Here is a 17422-nt window from a genome sequence, read left to right as displayed (position 1 = left end):
CCGGTATCGCCTCCGTAGGGTGCTGCCGGATCACAGCGGCGAAGTCCTGCCGCGCGGGATATTCCGTGGGCTTCACAATTCGACACCGTCGAATCGGTGGATTCTCCAGTTCCGCCCTCCGCCATCTTGTTTCGGCACGCGACGCTCGGAATATTGTGCGGGCCGACATCTCCCGCGCGGCAATTCCACTGCGACCGTTTCGGAGTATCCATGCGCTGTTCACAACTTCGTCGCATCCGACGCACCCTGTGCTCCGGCGTGGCGGCCCTCGTGGTCGCCGCGGCAGTGCTCACGTCCGCTCCGGGAGCAGCCGCCGAGCAGGTCCGGCTGCCCACCGCGTACGGTCCGCGGACGGCACTGGTGGTGCTCGGCTACGGGCTGCTGCCGGACGGCACCATGCGCCCGCCCCTGATCGAGCGGCTACGGGCCGCCTACATAGGAGCCCTGCTGTCCCCCGCCTCCCCGATCGTCGTCACCGGCGGCAACCCCCGGGCCGGGGTGAGCGAGGCGGACGCGATGGCCGCCTGGCTGCGCGAGCGCGGCCTGCGCCCGGACCGTATTCACCTCGAACCCCGGGCGGGCTCCACGGTGGAGAACGCCGCGTTCACGGCCGCCGTCCTCACCGCACTCGGCAGCCGCGACGCCGTGCTGATCACCTCGGCCGACCACCTGCCCCGAGCGGTACGGCTGTTCCTTGCCGCCGGAGTGGCGATCGCCGACACCTACACGCCCGAACGCCTGCCGACCGTACTGCGTGTCATCCCGCTGTGAGCGGTCGAGAGCGGTGTGGCTGCGCCTCAGGCGTCCAGTGCGCGGGCGAAGGCCGCCGCCATCTCCGCGACCTGCTGTTCGGTGATGACGAAGGTGGGCGAGATCTGGAGCGCGCCCTGGCCCGCCGCTCGGGTCGAGACGCCATGGGTGCGCAGGGTTTTCACCATGGCCAGGGCTGCGGCCGGGTCGGCGAGCTGCACGGCCGCCACCGCACCGAGGCCGCTGCGGACCTCGGCGACCTTCGGGTGCGCCAACAGTGGCGAGAAGTGTTCGTGCAGCAGGGATTCCAGGTTCTTGCTGGCGTCGAGCAGGTGTTCGCGCTCGATGATGTCGAGGTTGGCCATGGCCGCGGCGGCGGAGGCGGCGTGGCCGCCGTAGGTGTAGCCGTGGCGGAACCAGACGCCGCCGGCGAAGAACGGGGCGGCGACGTGCGGGGCGACGAAGACCGCGCCCATGGGCAGGTAGCCGGAGGTGAGGCCCTTGGCGGTGGTCATGATGTCGGGCTGGAGGTCGAAACGGGAAGAGGCGAACCAGGATCCGCCGATGCGCCCGAAGCCGGTGACCACCTCGTCGGCGACGAAGAGGATGTCGTTCTCGCGGCAGATGCGGCGCACCTCGGTGAGGTAGCCCGCGGGCGGGAGGTAGACGCCGCCCGCGCCGATGATGGGTTCGGCGAAGAAGGCGGCGATGCGGTCCGCGCCGAGTTCGGCGATGAGGGCGGACAGGGCGGCCGGATCGTCCCAGGTGATGGTGCGGGCATCGGCCATGAACTCGCCGTAGCCCTCGCGGTTGACCGGGATGCCCGCGAGCGCGGTGCCCGCGACGTGCATGCCGTGGTACGCCTTCTGACGGCCCACGATGACGGTCTTGTCCGGCTTGCCCTGCTCGTGCCAGTAGCGGCGGGCCAGTTTGGCGGCGGTGTCGATGCCGTCGGAGCCGCCGGAGGTGAAGAAGATCTTGCTGCCCGGCACCGGGGCGATGGCGGCCAGCCGCTCGGCCAGCTCCCGCAGCACCGGGGAGGCCAGGTCGCCGAAGTTGGAGTAGTGCGCGATATCGCCCAGCTGGGCGGCCACGGCGTCGGCGATCTCGCGGCGACCGTGGCCGACATTGGTGAACCACAGCCCGGCGGTGGCGTCCAGATACCGGTTCCCGGCCTCGTCCCAGACGTACGCACCCGCACCGCGCGCCACCACGAACGCTCCGTCGCGCTCCACCGCACCCATATCGGCGAAGCCGTGCCACAGCGAACCCACAAGCACCTCCCTGGACCACCCGCCGCCCACACTTCGCACACGGCGCATTTCACTTCACGACTACGGTAGCCGCCGAGTGAGGTGGGCCCGCCACCGGACCGGATGGTCAGGGGCGGCGGGCGATCCGCAGCTGACCCGGCTTGGCCTGCTCATAGGCGTCGCGGCCGGAGAGATGTTCGGGCACACCGACTTCCCACCAGGCCCCGGATTCGGTCCAGGAACCAGCCCGGGTGCGGATCACCACCACGGCCGGTCGGCGCTCGGCCATGGCGGCGGTGCGGGCGTTCTTGTACGCCATCCGGAACTGCACCAGGTCTCCCGCGGTGAACACCAGGCAACCCATGGCGTGGGCGTGCTGGGCGAAGTCCACGCGCGGCGGGCGTGGATGGTTGCTGCGGCAGTCGGCGTAGAAATTGTTGTACGGCTCGCCGCCCTGCCCTTCCTGGAGGCGGCCGATGACCGCGTACCCGTCGTTGTCGCAGACCACGGCCACCAGCGGATGTCCGGCGAACGCGGCGGAGAACAGCTCGGAGTTGAGCATCAGGTAGGAGCCGTCGCCGAGCAGGGTGGTGACCAGACCGCGGAAATGCGACATGGCCGCACCCCACGCACCGGCGAGCTCGTAGCCCATGCAGGAGAACCCGTATTCGACATCCATGGTGGGTTCACCGCCGGAGGCCCGCCAGCCGCCGACGAGTTCGCCGGGTAGTCCGCCCGAGGCCGTCATGACGTAGTCGTCGGCGGTGCTGAGCTCGTTCACCACGCCGACGATCTGGGCGTAACTGGGCGGGCCGGGTGTCGGGGCACGCAGTTTGTCGATATGGGTGTCCCATTCCGACCGCACCGCCGCCGCTCGCGCGCTCCAGGCCGGATCGGCATTCCAGCCGGTCATATGCGCGGCCAGATCCTCCAGCGCGGTATCGGCGTCGCCGACCACCTCCAGCGCACCGTGCTTGACCGCGTCGAAGCGGGCCGCGTTGATATGGATGAGCCGCACGTCCGGATCGAACAGCGTCCACGACGCGGTGGTGAAATCCTGGAGCCGGGTGCCGACCGCGAGCACCGCGTCGGCCTGGCCGGCCATGGCATTGGCCGACGCCGCACCGGTGATGCCGAGCGGTCCGGCGTAGAACGGGTCGTCATGGGCGACGAGGGTGCGTCCCGCGGTGGTTTCGGTCACCGGAATCCGATGCCGCCGAGCGAATTCCAGCGCCCGCGCCGCCGCCCCCGAATAGCGCACCCCACCGCCGAGCACCAGGAGCGGACGCTTCGAGCGCCGCAGCGCCGCGGCCGCCTCCTCCAGGCTGCGCCGATCCGCGCGCGGACGCGGAACCCGGTGCACCACCGGTTCGAACAGCCGCTCCGGGAAGTCGAAGGTCTCGGCCTGCACGTCCTGCGGCAGCGCCAGCGTCACCGGTCCCGCCTCGGCCGGGTCGGTGAGCACCCGCGCCACCTGCGGCAGCGTGGCCAACAGCTGCTCGGGCCGGGTGATGCGGTCGAACCAGCGGCTCACCGCCCGGAACGCGTCGTTGACGGTGACGGTCGGATCGCCGAAATGCTCCACCTGCTGCAAGACCGGGTCCGGGGCGCGGCTGGTGAAGGTGTCGCCCGGCAGCAACAGCAGCGGTAGCCGATTGGCGTGCGCCACCCCGGCGGCGGTCACCATATTGAGCGCCCCGGGGCCGATGGAGGAGGTGGCGACGCCGATCTGCCGCCGATGGGTGGCCTTGGCCAGCCCGACCGCGGCCAGCGCCATCCCCTGTTCGGTGTGTCCGCGCCAGACCGGGATCACATCGCGCCGCTCCTCCAGTGCGGTGCCGAGGCCCAGCACGTTGCCGTGCCCGAAAATGGCGAAAACCGCCGGGAACATGGGCACTTCGCGCCCGTCGAGAGTTTCCGAATGCTGTGCGATGAGCCAGGCGACCAGCGCCTGCGCGGTGGTGAGTTTCATGCGGACAACCTCATTCGATGCGACCTTTGTGGTCGGTGAGCGGGCAGCGCGGGTCGGGTGCCTGGTGTTGCCACTGGTCGCGCACCCAGGTATGGGCGGGATCGTCGCAGAAGGCCATCGACCGCTGCGCCGCGGGACCGGCCAGCACGTTCAGGTAGTACATGGGGTAACCGGGCGCGGCGATGCACGGACCGTGATAGCCGTGCGGCACCAGGAAGACGTCACCGTCGCGGACCGCCACGTTCTCGTCCAGGGCGCCGTCGCCGGTGTAGGTGCGGTGCATGCCGAAACCGATGGGCGACGGCGTGATTCCGTCCGGCCCGGCGATGCGGAAGTAGTAGATCTCCTCGTTGGCGACCTCGCATTCGGTGGACTCGTCGTGCTTGTGCGGCGGATAGGACGACCAATTGCCGTCGGGGGTGAGCAGTTCGCAGGCATTGAGTTTGTCGGCGTGATCCCAGACGCCGGGGGTGCCGAAGTTGACGACCTGCCGGGTGGCGCGGCCCGCGCCCCGCACCTCGACCGGGACATCTTCGGCCGGACCGTATTTCGGGGTGAGGCGGCGGGTGCAACGGGCCATCGGCAGCGCCGCCTCCACCCCGGCGACCGTGGACAGCTCCACCTCGGCATCGCGTGGCACATAGGCGAAATCGGTGACCCGGGTGAACACCGAGTCCCGGCCCTCCAGGGCGTAGACCTCGCCGTCCACCCGCACCGTGCAGGAACCGGCCAGCGGTAGGACGAACGCCTCGAACTCCCCGGTGTGCACCGTGCGCCGTGCGCCGGGCGCGAGCCGCAGCACCCGCAGTCCGGTGTAGGTCCAGCCCGCCGACTCGGGGGTGAGCAGGATGGGATCCGCGCCCTCGGTGAGGGTTCCGGACGGACGATGCAATGTGCTCATTTCGCGGCTCCCAGGGTGCGGGCGGCCGCGTCCACGGCGGCGGCCACGTCGCCGTCGGGCGGATACAGCAGACTGCGGCCGACGACCAGGCCGCGCACCACCTCGTGGCGCAGTGCGGTACCCCAGGACTCCAGATCGGCGGCCGGGTCGCCGGAGGGCACGCCGCCCAGTACGACCACCGGCAGCGTGGTGGCCTCCAGCACCGAGATATCCTCGGGGGCCGGGATTTTCAGCCAGGTGTGCGCGGAGGTGATCCCGAGCCCGGCCGCCACCGTGATGGCCCGCTGCAGCGACGCCGCGTCCTTGCACATGACCAGCGATCCGGACTCGTCGCGGCGATACGGCAGCGGTTCCACCATGGCCATCAGCCCGTGCGCGGCCAGGGCCGACACCGCGCGGGCGCAGGCGTGCAACGTCGGCGCGGTCGATCGGTCCGAATCCACCAGGCGCAGCAGCATTTTGCCGCCGTCGAGGCCGAACTTCACCAGTGACTCGGCGTCGTAGCCGGTGAAGCGGTCGTCGATCTCCCAATCCGCCCCGGCCAGACCGCCGCGGTTCATCGAGCCGACCACGACCTTGTCGTGCAGGGCGTCCAGCAGCAGCAGTTCCTCGACGATATCGGGCGAGCCGAGCACGCCGTCCACGGCGGGATGCTCCAAGGCGATGAGCAGCCGCTCCAGCAGCGTGCGCCGATCCGCCATGGCGGTGCGATCCGGGCCGACACCCAGCGCGCCGCGCGCCGGATGATCGGCGGCCACCAGGAACAGGGTGCCGCGCTCGGACAGCAGCCGTTCGCGGCGACGGCGGTCGGCGTAGGCGCGCGGCACCGCGTCCGGGTCGGTGGCGCGCACCCGCAGCAGTTCCTGCCAGCGCTCGTCGGTCAGGTGCACAGCAGCTCCTCGATCTCGGTCGCGGTGGGCATGGCGTCGGCGCAGGCCAGCCGCGCGGCCACCAGCGCCCCGGCGGCATTGGCGTAGGTGGCGATGCGGTGCGGGTCCCAGCCCGCCAGCAGGCCGTGCGCCAGCGCGCCGCCGAACGCGTCACCCGCGCCGAGACCGCAGACGACCTCCACCCGGCAGGGCGGCACGGTGGAGCGGGCGTCCGCGGTCGCCACCAGCACGCCATCGGCCCCGCGTTTGATCACGGCCAGCTCGACGCCCCGGGCCAGCAGCCGATCGGCGGCCGCGTCGGGATCGTCGGTGCCGACCGCCACCCGCGCCTCGGTGCGATTGCCCACCACCACGTTCACGTGGTCGAGCATCCAGTCGATCTCGGTGCGGGCGGTGTGCTCGTCCGGCCAGAACATGGGCCGGTAGTCGAGATCGAGCACGGTGTGGCCGCGCCCGCCGCGCCGCCGCAGCATCTCGCGCTGGGTGCGGCGCCCGGGCTCGGCGCTCACACCGGTGCCGGTCACCCACAGCAGCGGAACGGAATCGACCTCGTCCCAGGGGATCTCGTCCTCGGTCAGGGTGAGGTCCGGAGCGGTGGGCAGCCGGTAGAACAGCAGCGGCGGATCGGCGGGCGGATTCAGCTCGCAGAACACCACCGGCGTGCGCAGGTCGGGCGCGGTCGACACATAGCGGGCCGACACCCCGAAACCCTCCAACGCGGTGCGCACGTAGTCGCCGAATCCGTCCGGTCCCACCTTGGTGAGCACCGCCGCCCGCCGCCCCAGCCGCGCCGCGGCGACCGAGACATTGGTGGCGGTGCCGCCGAGGAACTTCGCGAACGTCCGCACCTGCGCCAGCGGCACCCCGCTCTGCTCCGGATACAGGTCGACCCCGACCCGGCCGACGGTCAACACCTCCAGATCCGTCACGGCGACACCACCCGCGCCAATTCGTGTTGCAGCGCTTCCAGTTCCGCACCACCGGCCATCTGCCGGGTGAGTTCGGCCAGCTCGATCTCGTTCTTCTCGTACGAGCCGAGCATGGTGCCGCGTTTGAGCAGCAGGAACCGGTCCCCGACCGGATAGGCGTGATGCGGATTGTGGGTGATCAGCACGACGCCCAGGCCGCGGTCGCGGGCCTGCACGACGTATTTCAGCACGATGCCCGCCTGTTTGACGCCCAGCGCGGCGGTCGGCTCGTCGAGGATCAGCACCTTCGCGCCGTAGTGCACGGCGCGGGCGATGGCGATGCACTGCCGCTGACCGCCCGACAGCGTGCCGACTGGCTGTTCCAGATCGCGGATGTCGATACCCATATCGTCCAACGCGCGCCGGGTGATCTCCATACCCTTGCGCCGGTCCAGCAGTCGGATCGGGCCGTAGTTCCTGGTCGGCTCGGAGCCCAGCACGAAATTGCGCCACACGCTCATCAGCGGCACCACCGCGAGATCCTGGTACACGGTGGCGATACCCCGATCCAAAGCCTCACGCGGGGAGGAGAACCGGGTCGCGGCGCCCTCGATCCGCAATTCGCCCCGATCGTGCTGATGCACCCCGGACAGGATCTTGATGAGCGTGGACTTGCCCGCGCCGTTGTCACCGAGCACGCAGGTGACCTCGCCCGCCCGGACCACGGTGGACACCTCCCGCAGCGCCACCACGCCACCGTAGCTCTTGCCGATGTCGACGGTCTCGATGAGTGGGGTGGTCATCGCCGTACCCTTTCCGCCTGCTTCTTGAAAGCATTGTTGACCAGGACGGCCGACAGCAGCAGCACACCGAGGAAGAGCATGAACCAATCGCTGTTCCAGTTGGCGTAGACGATGCCCTGCCGGGCCATGCCGAAGATCAGCGCGCCGATGGCCGCGCCGACCACCGACCCGAAGCCGCCGGTCAGCAGGCAGCCGCCCACCACCGCGGCGATGATGTACTGGAACTCCAGTCCCACCCCCTGATTCGCCTGCACACTGGTGAAGCGCAGCAGATTGCACGCGCCCACCACCCAGGCCGCGAACGCGGTGCCCATGAACAGCAGGATCTTGGTGCGCACGGCGGGCACGCCGACGGCGCGGGCACTGGGCAGCGCGCCGCCCACCGCGAAGATCCAGTTGCCGAAGCGGGTGCGCACCAGCAGCAGGGCGGCCAGCAGGGTCAGCACGATCCACCACACCACCGACGCCTGGATGTGGGCGTCGCCGATATCGGTGGTGGAGGCGAACACCCAGCCCGCCGACTCGTAGCCGTCGGCGCCGCGAATGCCCGAGACCTGCACGGTGCCCGTCGCCAGCCGGGTCACACCGAGATTCAAGCCCTGTAGCGCCAGGAAGGTGCCCAGCGTGACGATGAAGCTCGGCAGGCCGGTGCGCATGACCACCCAGCCGTTCAGCGCGCCGACGGCGAGGGCGAAAACCAGCGAGGCGGCCAGGGCGAACCACACGTTCCAGCCGAGCTCCACCGCCAGCAGCGCGGTGACCAACGCCGTGGACGCGGTCATCACGCCGGCGGACAGGTCGAACTCGCCGCCGATCATGAGCAGCGCCACCGCCACCGCCATGATGCCGAGCGTGGAGGCGTCGTCGAGCCAGTTCGCCACGCCGCCCGGACTGAGGAATTCGTCCGTGATCACCGAAAAGAAGAAGAACACCACCATCGCACCGAGCGCGGCACCGATCTCGGGCCGCACGATGAGCCGCCGCGTCAGCGGCGATCGGTCCTCCTGCCGATCTGCGGAGCCTGCGGGTTCCTTTGTCACAACAGCCATTTCGTTCTCCCGACCGGTGCTCACCGGGTGCCCTGGGCGACCAGGCCGCCGATGGCGTCGACATTGGATTCGTCCACGAAGGCCGGGCCGGTCTGCACCGGACGCCCGCCTCCGACGGTATCGAGATTGGTCTTGTACAGCTCCAGCAGCACCACCGGCAGATAACCCTGCTCGTACTGCTGCTGATCGACGGCGAAGAGCAGACTGCCCGCCCGAATCGCCTCCACCACATCGGTATTCAGATCGAAGGTGGCGATGGCGGCATCCGAGCGCGCCTCCCGGGCGCCGTCCACCGCGCGGGCGGCGATCTGCGAGTTCAGGGTCAGCACGGCGTCGATGGAGCGGTCCGCCTCCAGCGCGCCGCGGATCCGGGCCTGGGCGTCGGTGGGATTGTTGATATCGACCTGGAGGGTGGCGGCATTGCCGAAACCCTGGGTCGCACCCGCGCAACGCTCGTTCGCACCGATATTGCCCGCCTCGTGAATGACGCAGAGCATCTTGGTCTTTCCGGCGTCCTTCAGCCGCGCTCCGGCGGCCTCGCCCGCCAGCCGCTCGCTCTGGCCGACGTGGCCGATGGCGCCGAACTCGGCGCTCTCGGACTCACCGGAATTGATGGTCACCACCGGAATGCCCGCCGCCACCGCCTTTTCCACCGATTCGCGCAGAGCGTCCGGGTTGGCCATGGAGACCACCAGGCCGTCCACGCGCTGGGCCACGGCATTGTCGATGAGCTTGGCCTGCTGGCTCGGATCGCCGGAGGAGTTGTATTCGACTCGCACGCCGAACTTGTCGCCCGCGGCCTCGGCCCCGTTCTTCACCACGTTCCAGAAGGCGTCGCCGGGTGAGCCGTGCGTGACGAACGCGACCGACTCCAGGGTGCCGACCTCGACGGGTGCGCGGGTCTGGGTTCCCACCTCCGCCCCGGGGCCGGAACACGCCGCGAGCACGGCCGCCGCGACGGCCGCCAGCGGTAGCCACCGCCACCGTCGCGGTCTGGTCTGCTGAGACATCGTCGTCCTCACTTCCGGCTAAATCCGTGCGGCGGCGAGCGCGGAGCCGATGGCCGCCAGATACCGCAGACTGCGTTCGGCGTCGAGGGACGGCGTCCTCGCGGTGTCGCCGGGCCGCAGCGCCGTGTCCTGCTCGATCACATACCAGCCGGAATAACCGGCGCGGTGGACCTCCCGCACCAGCGTGTCGATATCGATATCGCCCGCGCCGAGCGGGGCGTAGATGCCCCGTCGCACCGCCTCGCTGTACTCCAGCGCGCCGTCGCGCACCTGATCGGCGAGGTCGAGACGAACATCCTTGAGATGGATGTGGCCGATGCGGTCGGGGTAGCGGCGGGCCAGACCGACCGGGTCGGTACCGCCGATGAGCAGGTGGCCGGTATCCAGGCACAGCGGTAGTTCGGAGTCAGCGAGGAAGCGCTCCACCTCGGCCTCGGACTCCACATGCGTGCCGACATGCGGATGCAGAGTGGTGCGCAGACCCGCCTCGGCGGCGATGGCCGCGATGGCTGCGGCGGTGTCGACGAGGGTGTCCCACTCGGTGTCGGTGAGCGCGGGGCGTTCGTCGTAACCGTCGAGGCCGGTGGCGGCCGCCAGGATCAGCACCTCCGCACCCGCCCGCGCGTAGCGGGTGGCCGTCTCGCGGGCGAAGCCGAGCGCCGCGTCGGACTCGCGGTGCAGGGGAAGCGCGAGGAAGCCGCCGATCGCGGTCAAGCCGTGCGCGCCGAGTTGCTCGCGCACGGCGAGCGGGTCGGCGGGCAGATAGTCCGGTGGCCCGAATTCGGTGGCGGTGATGCCGAGCGCGGCCATTTCGGTCAGGACGGTCTGCGCGTCGAGGACGTGGCCCCAGCCGGGAACTTCGCAGACTCCCCAGGAGATCGGTGCGGCGGCGATGCGCAGCGGGTGCAGCGGTGCGGTCATCGGAACTTCCTCGACCTGTCGTAGTCACACGGTTGTGGCTCCATGCGTTGGAGCGCTCCAACTATGTAATCTGGGTCACTCGCGTGTCAAGAACCCTCATCGGGTTACATGATCGTGAAAACCCTTGAAATTCGGGGTTTTACTGGGCGAACAGGGATGACGGGTTGCCGGAAAATGTCCGATTAGAGCGCTCTATTGATTGGTTCGCGTCCGGGCAGTAACGTGCCACACGCACCAGCACCGACACGGAGGGACATGTGACGCGACCGACGATGGAGGACGTCGCCGCTCGGGCGGGCGTCTCCCGCGCCCTGGTCTCGCTCGTCATGCGGGGCTCCCCCAAGGTGAGCGAACACCGCCGCCGCGCGGTGCTCGAGGCCGCCAGGGAACTGGGGTACCAACCGCATTTCCTGGCTCGCTCGCTGGCCAGCCGGACCTCGAACCTCGTCGGCGTCATGGTGTCGGACCTGCGCAATGCCTACTTCGCCGAAGTGGTGGAGGGAATGGACGCGGCGGCGCGGGAAGCCGAGTTGGAGCTGATACTCAATACCGGGCGGCGCAGCGCGGCACGGGAGCGGGCCGCACTGGAAAGCCTGCTGTCGTTCCGGCCCGGCGGGATCATCCTGCTCTCGCCGGTCCTTCCGGCCGCGGCCATTCGCGAGGCGGCCCAGCGGTGCCCGGTGGTGCTGGTGTCGCGAACCTCGAATATCGCGGGGGTGGACACGGTCAACGACGACGGTGAGACCGGTGCGGGACTGGCCGTGGATCACCTGGTGTCGCTGGGGCACCGGCGCATCGTGCACTTCGACGGCGGGGCCGCCTTCGCCGCCGGACCGCGCCGCAAGGGGTACACCGCGGCCATGGAGCGGCACGGCCTCGAACCGATGGTGATCCCGAGCGAGCACACCGACGCCGCGGGCGCCGCCGCGGTGCGGAAACTGTTGAACGTCTTCTCCCCCAGCACCTTTCCCACTGCGCTGGTCTGCGGCAACGACTTCAACGCCTTCGGTGCCATGTCGGCTCTCGACGAAGCCGGACTGCGGGTGCCGGAGGACGTGTCGGTGGTCGGCTACGACAACACCTCGCTCGCGGCCCTGCGCTACGTCTCACTCACCACCATCGACCAGCCGCGCACCCGCATCGGCCAGCTGGCCGTGGCGGCACTCACCCAGCGGCTGCGCGACGGACGCACCGAACCACTGCGCAGCCGCGTCGAACCCGCCCTGGTCGTCCGCTCGACGACGGCCGCACCTCGCACCTGAGCAACCAGGAGAATCATGACTTCCCTTCGCATCGGCCTGGCCGGAACCGGCCGTATCGGAACGTCCCACGCCGAAACCCTGAAAGCGCTGCCGGAGGTGGAATCGGTGGTCGTCGCCGACGTCGACACCGAACGGGCACGCGAGACCGCCCGCAAACTCGGCGTCGACTTCGCCCCCGATATCGACGCGCTGCTCGCCGCCGACCTCACGGGGCTGGTGATCACCACGGCCACCGATTCCCATCCCGAACTCATCCTCGCGGCCGTGGAACGCGGACTGCCGGTCTTCTGCGAGAAACCCATCGCGGCCGACATCACGGGGACGCTCGCGGTGATCGAACGGCTCACCGGATCGTCGGTGCCGGTGCAGATCGGCTTCCAACGGCGTTTCGACGCGGGCTACCGGGCCGCCCGCGCCGCCGTCGCGAACGGGGAGCTCGGCTGGTTGCACACCCTGCGCGCCACCACACTGGACCCGGCTCCGCCTCCGGCCGAATACATTCCGCGTTCCGGCGGCCTGTTCCGGGATTGCGGCGTCCACGATTTCGACATCATCCGCTGGGTGACCGGACGCGAGGTCACCGAGGTCTACGCCGTCGGCGCGAACCGGGGTGAGCGGTACTTCGTGGACGCGGGCGATGTGGACACCGCCGCGGTGGTGCTGCGCATGGACGACGGGGCCTTGGCGACCGTGTCCCTCACCCGCTACAACGGGGCCGGATACGACGTGCGGCTGGAGCTGTTGGGTTCGGTGGGCAATGCCATTGTGGGACTGGATGATCGAGCGCCACTGCACTCGGTGGAGCCCGACTTTCCGGCGTCGCCGCTGCCCGCGTACCCGGGGTTCATGGATCGCTTCCGGCGCGCGTACACCGAGGAGCTGGCGGCTTTCGTGGCGGTGGCCGACGGGGCGCGGGACAATCCGTGTCCGCCGACGGAAGCGCTCGAAGCGTTCTATGTCGCCGAGGCTTGCGAGCTGTCGCGCCGGGAGCAGCGGCCGGTGGCCATGCGCGAGGTGCGCCGCTAGCCGATGGCGGCGATGAGCATGTAGGCGGTGCCCAGGTCCATCACGACGTGCGGCACCACCGTCGCCGCGCCCGCGACACCCACATGGTGCGGAAGGAGTTGGCGCAGCGCCCTTCTCGTCACCGGAAAGGCCATTGCCAGCGCGTCGACGGTGAACAGGGCCGCCAGGGCGAGCATGGGGGCGGCCGGGGCGCCGCCATGGTGGCCTGCGGTGTGGCCGCTCATGGCGTAGAGCATGGCCGCGGCGGCGGTGAAGTGGTAGGCGAAGGGGACGACTCGGGCGGTGGGGGCCAGCGGGTTGCCATGCCATTGGATGACGCGGGCCAGGAACAGCAGGGCGTAGACCACGGTCATCGCGGTGAGGACGCTGTTCATGGCGTGGGGGTCTATGGCGGTGGGGAAGCCGATCATCGCCAGCATGACCAGGCACATCATGAGGTGGGCGGCGTCGGACTCCTGGTCGGTCGTGAGGGTGGGGGTGGGGGTGGCCAGGCGGGTTGTGACTATCGCGGCTGCGGCTACGAAGGATAGGAGAGCCAGCCATCGTAGGGGTTCGTATTGTTGGACGAATAGGGTCACAGCACACCACCTTCAGCGGCGACGCAGGCTTTCTCATGGTCGCATTGTCGAGGGGTGGGGGTGGGGGGATTCTGGTTATCGATATGGAGAAGTTGCGGCCTTGTCCATGTGTTGAGGTGTCGGGGGGCGTGGCGGTTCGAGGGTGTTGCCGCAGAGCTCGAAAAGATGAGTGTGGTGGCGTTGGGTGCCTTACCTGGCTTTCGCTGACGCCGGGTGGGGTGCCGCGCGCTTCTACCCCAGCCCACGGACTGGCTGGGGTTACGTTCTCGAGACAACCGTTTTCGGGGCGGCGGTCTACTGGCGTAAGTGATCGCCTCGGACCGGACCCGGCCGCTGGGCACGATACGGCGGCGTCGTGCGATCGCGACGCGTACTGCCCGCGCTATCGTCCGAGCGGTCACGGTCATGCTCAGGGCCGCCACGGTCGCCACATCCACGATGATCGGCATGGCCACGCTGGCCTCCATGCCCGCGATGATCATCGGCACGGCCGTGACGATCCGAGCCACGATGATCCGCATGCCCGCGACGATCCGGGCCGCGATGATCGGCATGCCCGCGATGATCGGCATGGCCGTGACGATCCGAGCCGCGATCATCGGCATGGCCGTGACGATCCGAGCCGCGATCATCGGTATGGCCGTGATGATCCGGGCCACGATCATCGGTATGGCCGTGATGATCCGGGCCACGATCATCGGTATGGCCGTGATGATCCGGGTGGGTGAGCCATTGGTCGGGGTGGTGATGCAGATTCACCCGAGCAGCCCGCGCCGGATCGATCCGGGTCGGCGGCAACCACACCACCCGACCGGGATACCGGCCACTACCGATGCCGATACGCCTACCACCACCGAGCCCACCACCGATACCACTGGCACCGTCGCCGCCACTGCCATAGCCGCTTCCACCGCCGGTGCCGTAGCCGCTTCCGGTGGCGTTGCCACGGTCGGGGGCATTACCACTGCCCGGGGCGTTGGCTCTGCTGGTGCTGGTGCTGGTGTCGCGTCCGAGGGTGGCCCACCCGGTCGAGTCCTCGACATCCTCGGGGATCTGAGCATGACAGCGATCACACACCAGGGTGAGGTTGTCGATATCGGTACGGCCACCGCGCAGCCACGGGATCATGTGATGCACCGCGCACATCGTCGCCGGAGCCTCACACCCCGGCCGCGTACAACCCCGATCAGCCGCGATACACGCCAACCGCTGCCACGGCGACGCCAACCGATACCTACCCCGCCCCAGATGCAGCGGCAACCCTTTCCCGTCGAACAGCATCAACAACGGATAGGAGCCCTCGGCCATGCGCAGGGCGTCGGGGATCGACATCACCGACCCCGACGCGGTGTGGGCGTAGCCCGACCCCGATTGCAGGTCGGTCAGGCTCAACGTCAGGACCACCGACACCGGCACGCCGCGATGGGTACCGAGTTGCTCGGGTCCTCCTCCGGCGGCCAGGAAGGCTTTGAGCGCATCGTGATTGCGTTGCCCGGCACTGCGCCGATCCCGCCCCGCCGCCACCTCCACCACGTCCTGGTCGATCACACCCGATCCCATGCGGGGACTGTCCGGGTCCTCCGGGTTGCACATCCCCGGACGCGCCCACTTGGCCAACACCACATCCACCAGGGCTCGCAGTTGGGGATCGAGCACACCGCGGATTTCGCTCATGCCATCGACACGCTGCTTGCCCACCACCAACTCCCGGCGTCGAGCGCGGTCGTCGTCGCTGGTGAGCACCCCGTCCGGATCCAGGCACGACAACAGCACGTGTCCGACCTTGGTGACGTACTCCGGCGGCATCTGCGTGGCCGCCTCGGCGAGCTGCCGTTCGGCCTCGACCTTGCGCTCGGCGGGGACCGCGTTCGGGATACGGTCCATCACCCGCAGGATCACCCGAGCGTGCTCGGGCGACACCACTCCTTCGGCCTGCAACCCGGCGGTGGTCGGCAACAGGGCGGGCGTTTCCTCCCCGCAGAAGGAGCGGGGCCGCAACGGAACCGACGCCCGCACCCGCGCCCCGGCCTCGGCCGCCGACAGGCGCAGCACATCGATCAGATACCCACGCATCCCCTTGGCCCCGGCGCGTTCCCACAGATGCCTGCCCTCGACCTCGGCGATCATCCGATGCGACAACGCCGCCATCCGACACCGCACCGACTCGACCTCCCGCATCACATCCACGAGAGCCGAATCCGACAGTCCGGTGAGATCGGTGCCCAGCAGGGTGTCCATCGCCGCCGACAAACCGGCCGCGGTATCACCGCCTCGCGTTTCCCCCTCCGGAATCATGCACCAATTCTACCGCGAAACACATTGCCGCAGAAGGGAAAACATCATCTGACCTGCACATCTTCACATCCGATTTGTCCCTTTTCTAGCCGGTGCCGACCGCTTTTACGGCTCCCGTCACGAATACCCGACCGGGTGTTTCCCCTCGGCACTACCATCGGCGGGTGTGCACCCGTTTCGCCGCACCCTGACGCGTCTCCTCGAGGCTCGTTTTCCGCTGATCTATATCGAAACCTTCGAGGAGCAACGGGTTCTCAGCGAGATCCGCGCGGTCCTGGATGAGTTGGAGCCGTCTCGGGCCTTGTGGCACTGGACGACCACGGAGGGAATGCGGCGATCGGGTGGGCTGACCGAACGCAATACCCGGGAACCGGCGCAGATGTTGCAGGGTGTTCGGCGGGTGGTGGAGCGGGCCGTGTTCGTCTGTACCGATCTGCATGCTTTCCTCGGTGACGACGGGCGTCCGGCCGATCCGCAGGTGGTGCGGGCGTTACGAGATCTGGTGCGGGACTTCGGGTCCGGTGAGGTGGCGCGCACGGTGGTCGTGGTGGCTCCGGTGCTGCGCATACCGGTGGAGTTGCAACGGGATGTCACCGTGGTCGATTTCGCGCTGCCGCCGGCGGCGGAGATCGGTGAGCTGTTGGACAGCATGGCGGAGGGCGGGGGCATCGTTATCGAGGAGGCCGTACGCGACCGGCTCGCTACGGCGGCGGTCGGTTTGACGCTCGTCGAGGCCGAGCGGGCGTTCGCGCTGGCCATGGTGGACGGCGGTCTCACGGAGTCGGCGGTGCAGGTCGTGTTCGAGCGGAAAGCGCAGGCCGTGCGCCGGTCCGGGGTGCTCGAACCGGTTCGGACGACTATGCGGCTCGAGCGGGTGGGTGGGCTCGCGAATCTCGCGGCCTGGCTGCTGGGCCACCGCGACCACTGGCTCACCGAGGCCGCCGCCTACGGTCTGCCCGCCCCCAAGGGAGTGTTTCTCGCCGGTGCGCCCGGCTGCGGGAAGTCCTCGATCACCAAGGCGATAGCCGCCGAGTGGGGACTGCCGCTCATCCGCCTGGATCTCGGCCGGGTGTGTGGCGGAACGGCCGGAGCCAGCGACCGTGAGGTGCGCGCCGCCCTGGCCACGGTCGAAGCCGCCGCACCCTGCGTACTCTGGGTGCGCGATGCAGGTCGGGCAGTTACCGGCGATAGTGACTACTGCACAAGGGTTTTCGGCACCATGCTGGCATGGTTGCGCGAGCGGACCCGGCCGGTGTTCGTGATCGTCACCGCAGACAGCGTCGACAATGTGCCACAGGATCTCTTCCGCGGGAGCCGTTTCGACCGGACGTTCTTCGTCGACCTCCCGAATTCGACCGAACGCGAATTCATCTGGCGTATCCATCTCGATGATCGGCTCACCGGCCCCGCCGCAGGACTGTCGCTCTCCGCTCCCCTGCTCCGCGACCTCTCCCAGGCTTCCGAGGGCTTCTCGGGCGAGCAGATCGAACAGTGCGTCGTCACCGGGCTTTTCGATGCCTACTCCGCCCGACGGCCCCTCGAGCGGTCGGACCTGCTCCGGGCCGCCGGGAACACCACTCCCCTGTCCACCGTGCAGGGTGCCGAACTCACGGCGCTGCGCGAATGGGCCAAGCTGCACGCCGTACCCGCGTCGCCGCTCGAATCCGGGCCGGACTTCGACGGCGCGAATCCCGTGGACTACGGGGATGGTTCGTCGCCGTGACCGTTCCGGATGCGCCGTGGATGGGTCCGCACCGGCCCACTCCGTATCGGTCGCCCGGGGTGAGCGATACGGAGGGGGCCG

The 17422-nt window shown here is 69.2% G+C and carries 15 protein-coding genes; 4 read left to right on the top strand and 11 right to left on the bottom strand.

What is annotated here, in order from left to right; translation table 11 throughout:
* Nucleotides 1-258 precede the first annotated feature (258 nt).
* On the top strand, nt 259-771 hold the full coding sequence (locus QMO76_RS31955; RefSeq protein WP_306365087.1) for a YdcF family protein: 513 nt from the start codon (nt 259-261) through the stop codon (nt 769-771).
* A 26-nt stretch (nt 772-797) separates the two neighbouring features.
* Here the strand turns inward: QMO76_RS31955 and QMO76_RS31950 are convergent, their stop codons facing one another.
* From QMO76_RS31950 to QMO76_RS31910, 9 genes are read right to left on the bottom strand one after another with little or no spacing between them, the layout of a single operon-like run.
* Entirely contained in the window at nt 798-2072 is a 1275-nt protein-coding gene (locus QMO76_RS31950) for an aspartate aminotransferase family protein (RefSeq protein WP_372342129.1), read from the bottom strand.
* A 58-nt stretch (nt 2073-2130) separates the two neighbouring features.
* Nucleotides 2131-3975, bottom strand: coding sequence for a 3D-(3,5/4)-trihydroxycyclohexane-1,2-dione acylhydrolase (decyclizing) (iolD, locus tag QMO76_RS31945; RefSeq protein ID WP_306365086.1), 1845 nt, complete (start codon nt 3973-3975; stop codon nt 2131-2133).
* Between the two features lie 10 nt (nt 3976-3985).
* Nucleotides 3986-4876 carry a 5-deoxy-glucuronate isomerase gene (iolB, locus tag QMO76_RS31940; RefSeq protein WP_306365085.1) on the bottom strand — a complete coding sequence of 297 codons (891 nt, stop codon included), beginning with the start codon at nt 4874-4876 and terminating at the stop codon, nt 3986-3988.
* The gene (locus tag QMO76_RS31935; RefSeq protein ID WP_306365084.1) at nt 4873-5766 is read right to left on the bottom strand and encodes an aldolase; all 894 of its coding nucleotides are present in this window, start codon (nt 5764-5766) and stop codon (nt 4873-4875) included. Before QMO76_RS31935 ends, iolB begins: the two co-directional genes overlap by 4 nt.
* Complete coding sequence (iolC, locus tag QMO76_RS31930; RefSeq protein WP_306365083.1) at nt 5757-6695, bottom strand: 5-dehydro-2-deoxygluconokinase; 939 nt, start codon at nt 6693-6695, stop codon at nt 5757-5759. The genes QMO76_RS31935 and iolC overlap by 10 nt, the downstream gene beginning before the upstream one ends.
* Nucleotides 6692-7477: an ATP-binding cassette domain-containing protein gene (locus QMO76_RS31925; RefSeq protein ID WP_306365082.1), complete on the bottom strand. Its 786-nt coding sequence runs from the start codon at nt 7475-7477 to the stop codon at nt 6692-6694. Before QMO76_RS31925 ends, iolC begins: the two co-directional genes overlap by 4 nt.
* Complete coding sequence (locus tag QMO76_RS31920) at nt 7474-8526, bottom strand: ABC transporter permease (RefSeq protein WP_306365081.1); 1053 nt, start codon at nt 8524-8526, stop codon at nt 7474-7476. The genes QMO76_RS31925 and QMO76_RS31920 overlap by 4 nt, the downstream gene beginning before the upstream one ends.
* A gap of 20 nt (nt 8527-8546) precedes the next feature.
* Nucleotides 8547-9536, bottom strand: coding sequence for a sugar ABC transporter substrate-binding protein (locus QMO76_RS31915; protein ID WP_306365080.1), 990 nt, complete (start codon nt 9534-9536; stop codon nt 8547-8549).
* Nucleotides 9537-9554: 18 nt separating this feature from the next.
* Nucleotides 9555-10457 carry a TIM barrel protein gene (locus QMO76_RS31910; protein WP_306365079.1) on the bottom strand — a complete coding sequence of 301 codons (903 nt, stop codon included), beginning with the start codon at nt 10455-10457 and terminating at the stop codon, nt 9555-9557.
* A gap of 257 nt (nt 10458-10714) precedes the next feature.
* Between QMO76_RS31910 and QMO76_RS31905 the strand changes: the two genes are divergently transcribed.
* Together QMO76_RS31905 and QMO76_RS31900 are read left to right on the top strand one after the other, a co-directional pair.
* Nucleotides 10715-11719 (top strand): LacI family DNA-binding transcriptional regulator, encoded by a 1005-nt coding sequence (locus QMO76_RS31905; RefSeq protein ID WP_306365078.1) that lies wholly within the window; start codon nt 10715-10717, stop codon nt 11717-11719.
* Between the two features lie 15 nt (nt 11720-11734).
* Entirely contained in the window at nt 11735-12745 is a 1011-nt protein-coding gene (locus QMO76_RS31900; RefSeq protein WP_306365077.1) for a Gfo/Idh/MocA family oxidoreductase, read from the top strand.
* Here the strand turns inward: QMO76_RS31900 and QMO76_RS31895 are convergent.
* The gene (locus QMO76_RS31895; RefSeq protein ID WP_306365076.1) at nt 12742-13323 is read right to left on the bottom strand and encodes a DUF5134 domain-containing protein; all 582 of its coding nucleotides are present in this window, start codon (nt 13321-13323) and stop codon (nt 12742-12744) included. The genes QMO76_RS31900 and QMO76_RS31895 overlap by 4 nt on opposite strands.
* Before the next feature lie 294 nt (nt 13324-13617).
* Nucleotides 13618-15618 (bottom strand): HNH endonuclease signature motif containing protein, encoded by a 2001-nt coding sequence (locus QMO76_RS31890; RefSeq protein WP_306365075.1) that lies wholly within the window; start codon nt 15616-15618, stop codon nt 13618-13620.
* Between the two features lie 166 nt (nt 15619-15784).
* Here QMO76_RS31890 and QMO76_RS31885 point away from each other — a divergent pair, with 166 nt between their 5' ends.
* The gene (locus QMO76_RS31885) at nt 15785-17341 is read left to right on the top strand and encodes an AAA family ATPase (RefSeq protein WP_306365074.1); all 1557 of its coding nucleotides are present in this window, start codon (nt 15785-15787) and stop codon (nt 17339-17341) included.
* Nucleotides 17342-17422 lie beyond the last annotated feature (81 nt).

Origin of the sequence: Nocardia sp. CC227C, from assembly GCF_030767025.1 — a bacterium.
GTDB lineage: Bacteria > Actinomycetota > Actinomycetes > Mycobacteriales > Mycobacteriaceae > Nocardia.
Note: the sequence above shows the minus strand (reverse complement) of the source record. Positions and strands in the feature narration are given on the sequence as shown.

Excerpts from the sequence above, each read along its gene's own strand:
- QMO76_RS31900 (WP_306365077.1), top strand. The coding sequence starts at position 11,735 with ATGACTTCCCTTCGCATCGGCCTGGCCGGAACCGGCCGTATCGGAACG.
- QMO76_RS31890 (WP_306365075.1), bottom strand. The coding sequence starts at position 15,618 with ATGATTCCGGAGGGGGAAACGCGAGGCGGTGATACCGCGGCCGGTTTG.
- QMO76_RS31950 (WP_372342129.1), bottom strand. The coding sequence starts at position 2,072 with ATGCGCCGTGTGCGAAGTGTGGGCGGCGGGTGGTCCAGGGAGGTGCTT.
- iolB (WP_306365085.1), bottom strand. The coding sequence starts at position 4,876 with ATGAGCACATTGCATCGTCCGTCCGGAACCCTCACCGAGGGCGCGGAT.
- QMO76_RS31925 (WP_306365082.1), bottom strand. The coding sequence starts at position 7,477 with ATGACCACCCCACTCATCGAGACCGTCGACATCGGCAAGAGCTACGGT.
- iolD (WP_306365086.1), bottom strand. The coding sequence starts at position 3,975 with ATGAAACTCACCACCGCGCAGGCGCTGGTCGCCTGGCTCATCGCACAG.
- QMO76_RS31910 (WP_306365079.1), bottom strand. The coding sequence starts at position 10,457 with ATGACCGCACCGCTGCACCCGCTGCGCATCGCCGCCGCACCGATCTCC.
- QMO76_RS31915 (WP_306365080.1), bottom strand. The coding sequence starts at position 9,536 with ATGTCTCAGCAGACCAGACCGCGACGGTGGCGGTGGCTACCGCTGGCG.
- QMO76_RS31920 (WP_306365081.1), bottom strand. The coding sequence starts at position 8,526 with ATGGCTGTTGTGACAAAGGAACCCGCAGGCTCCGCAGATCGGCAGGAG.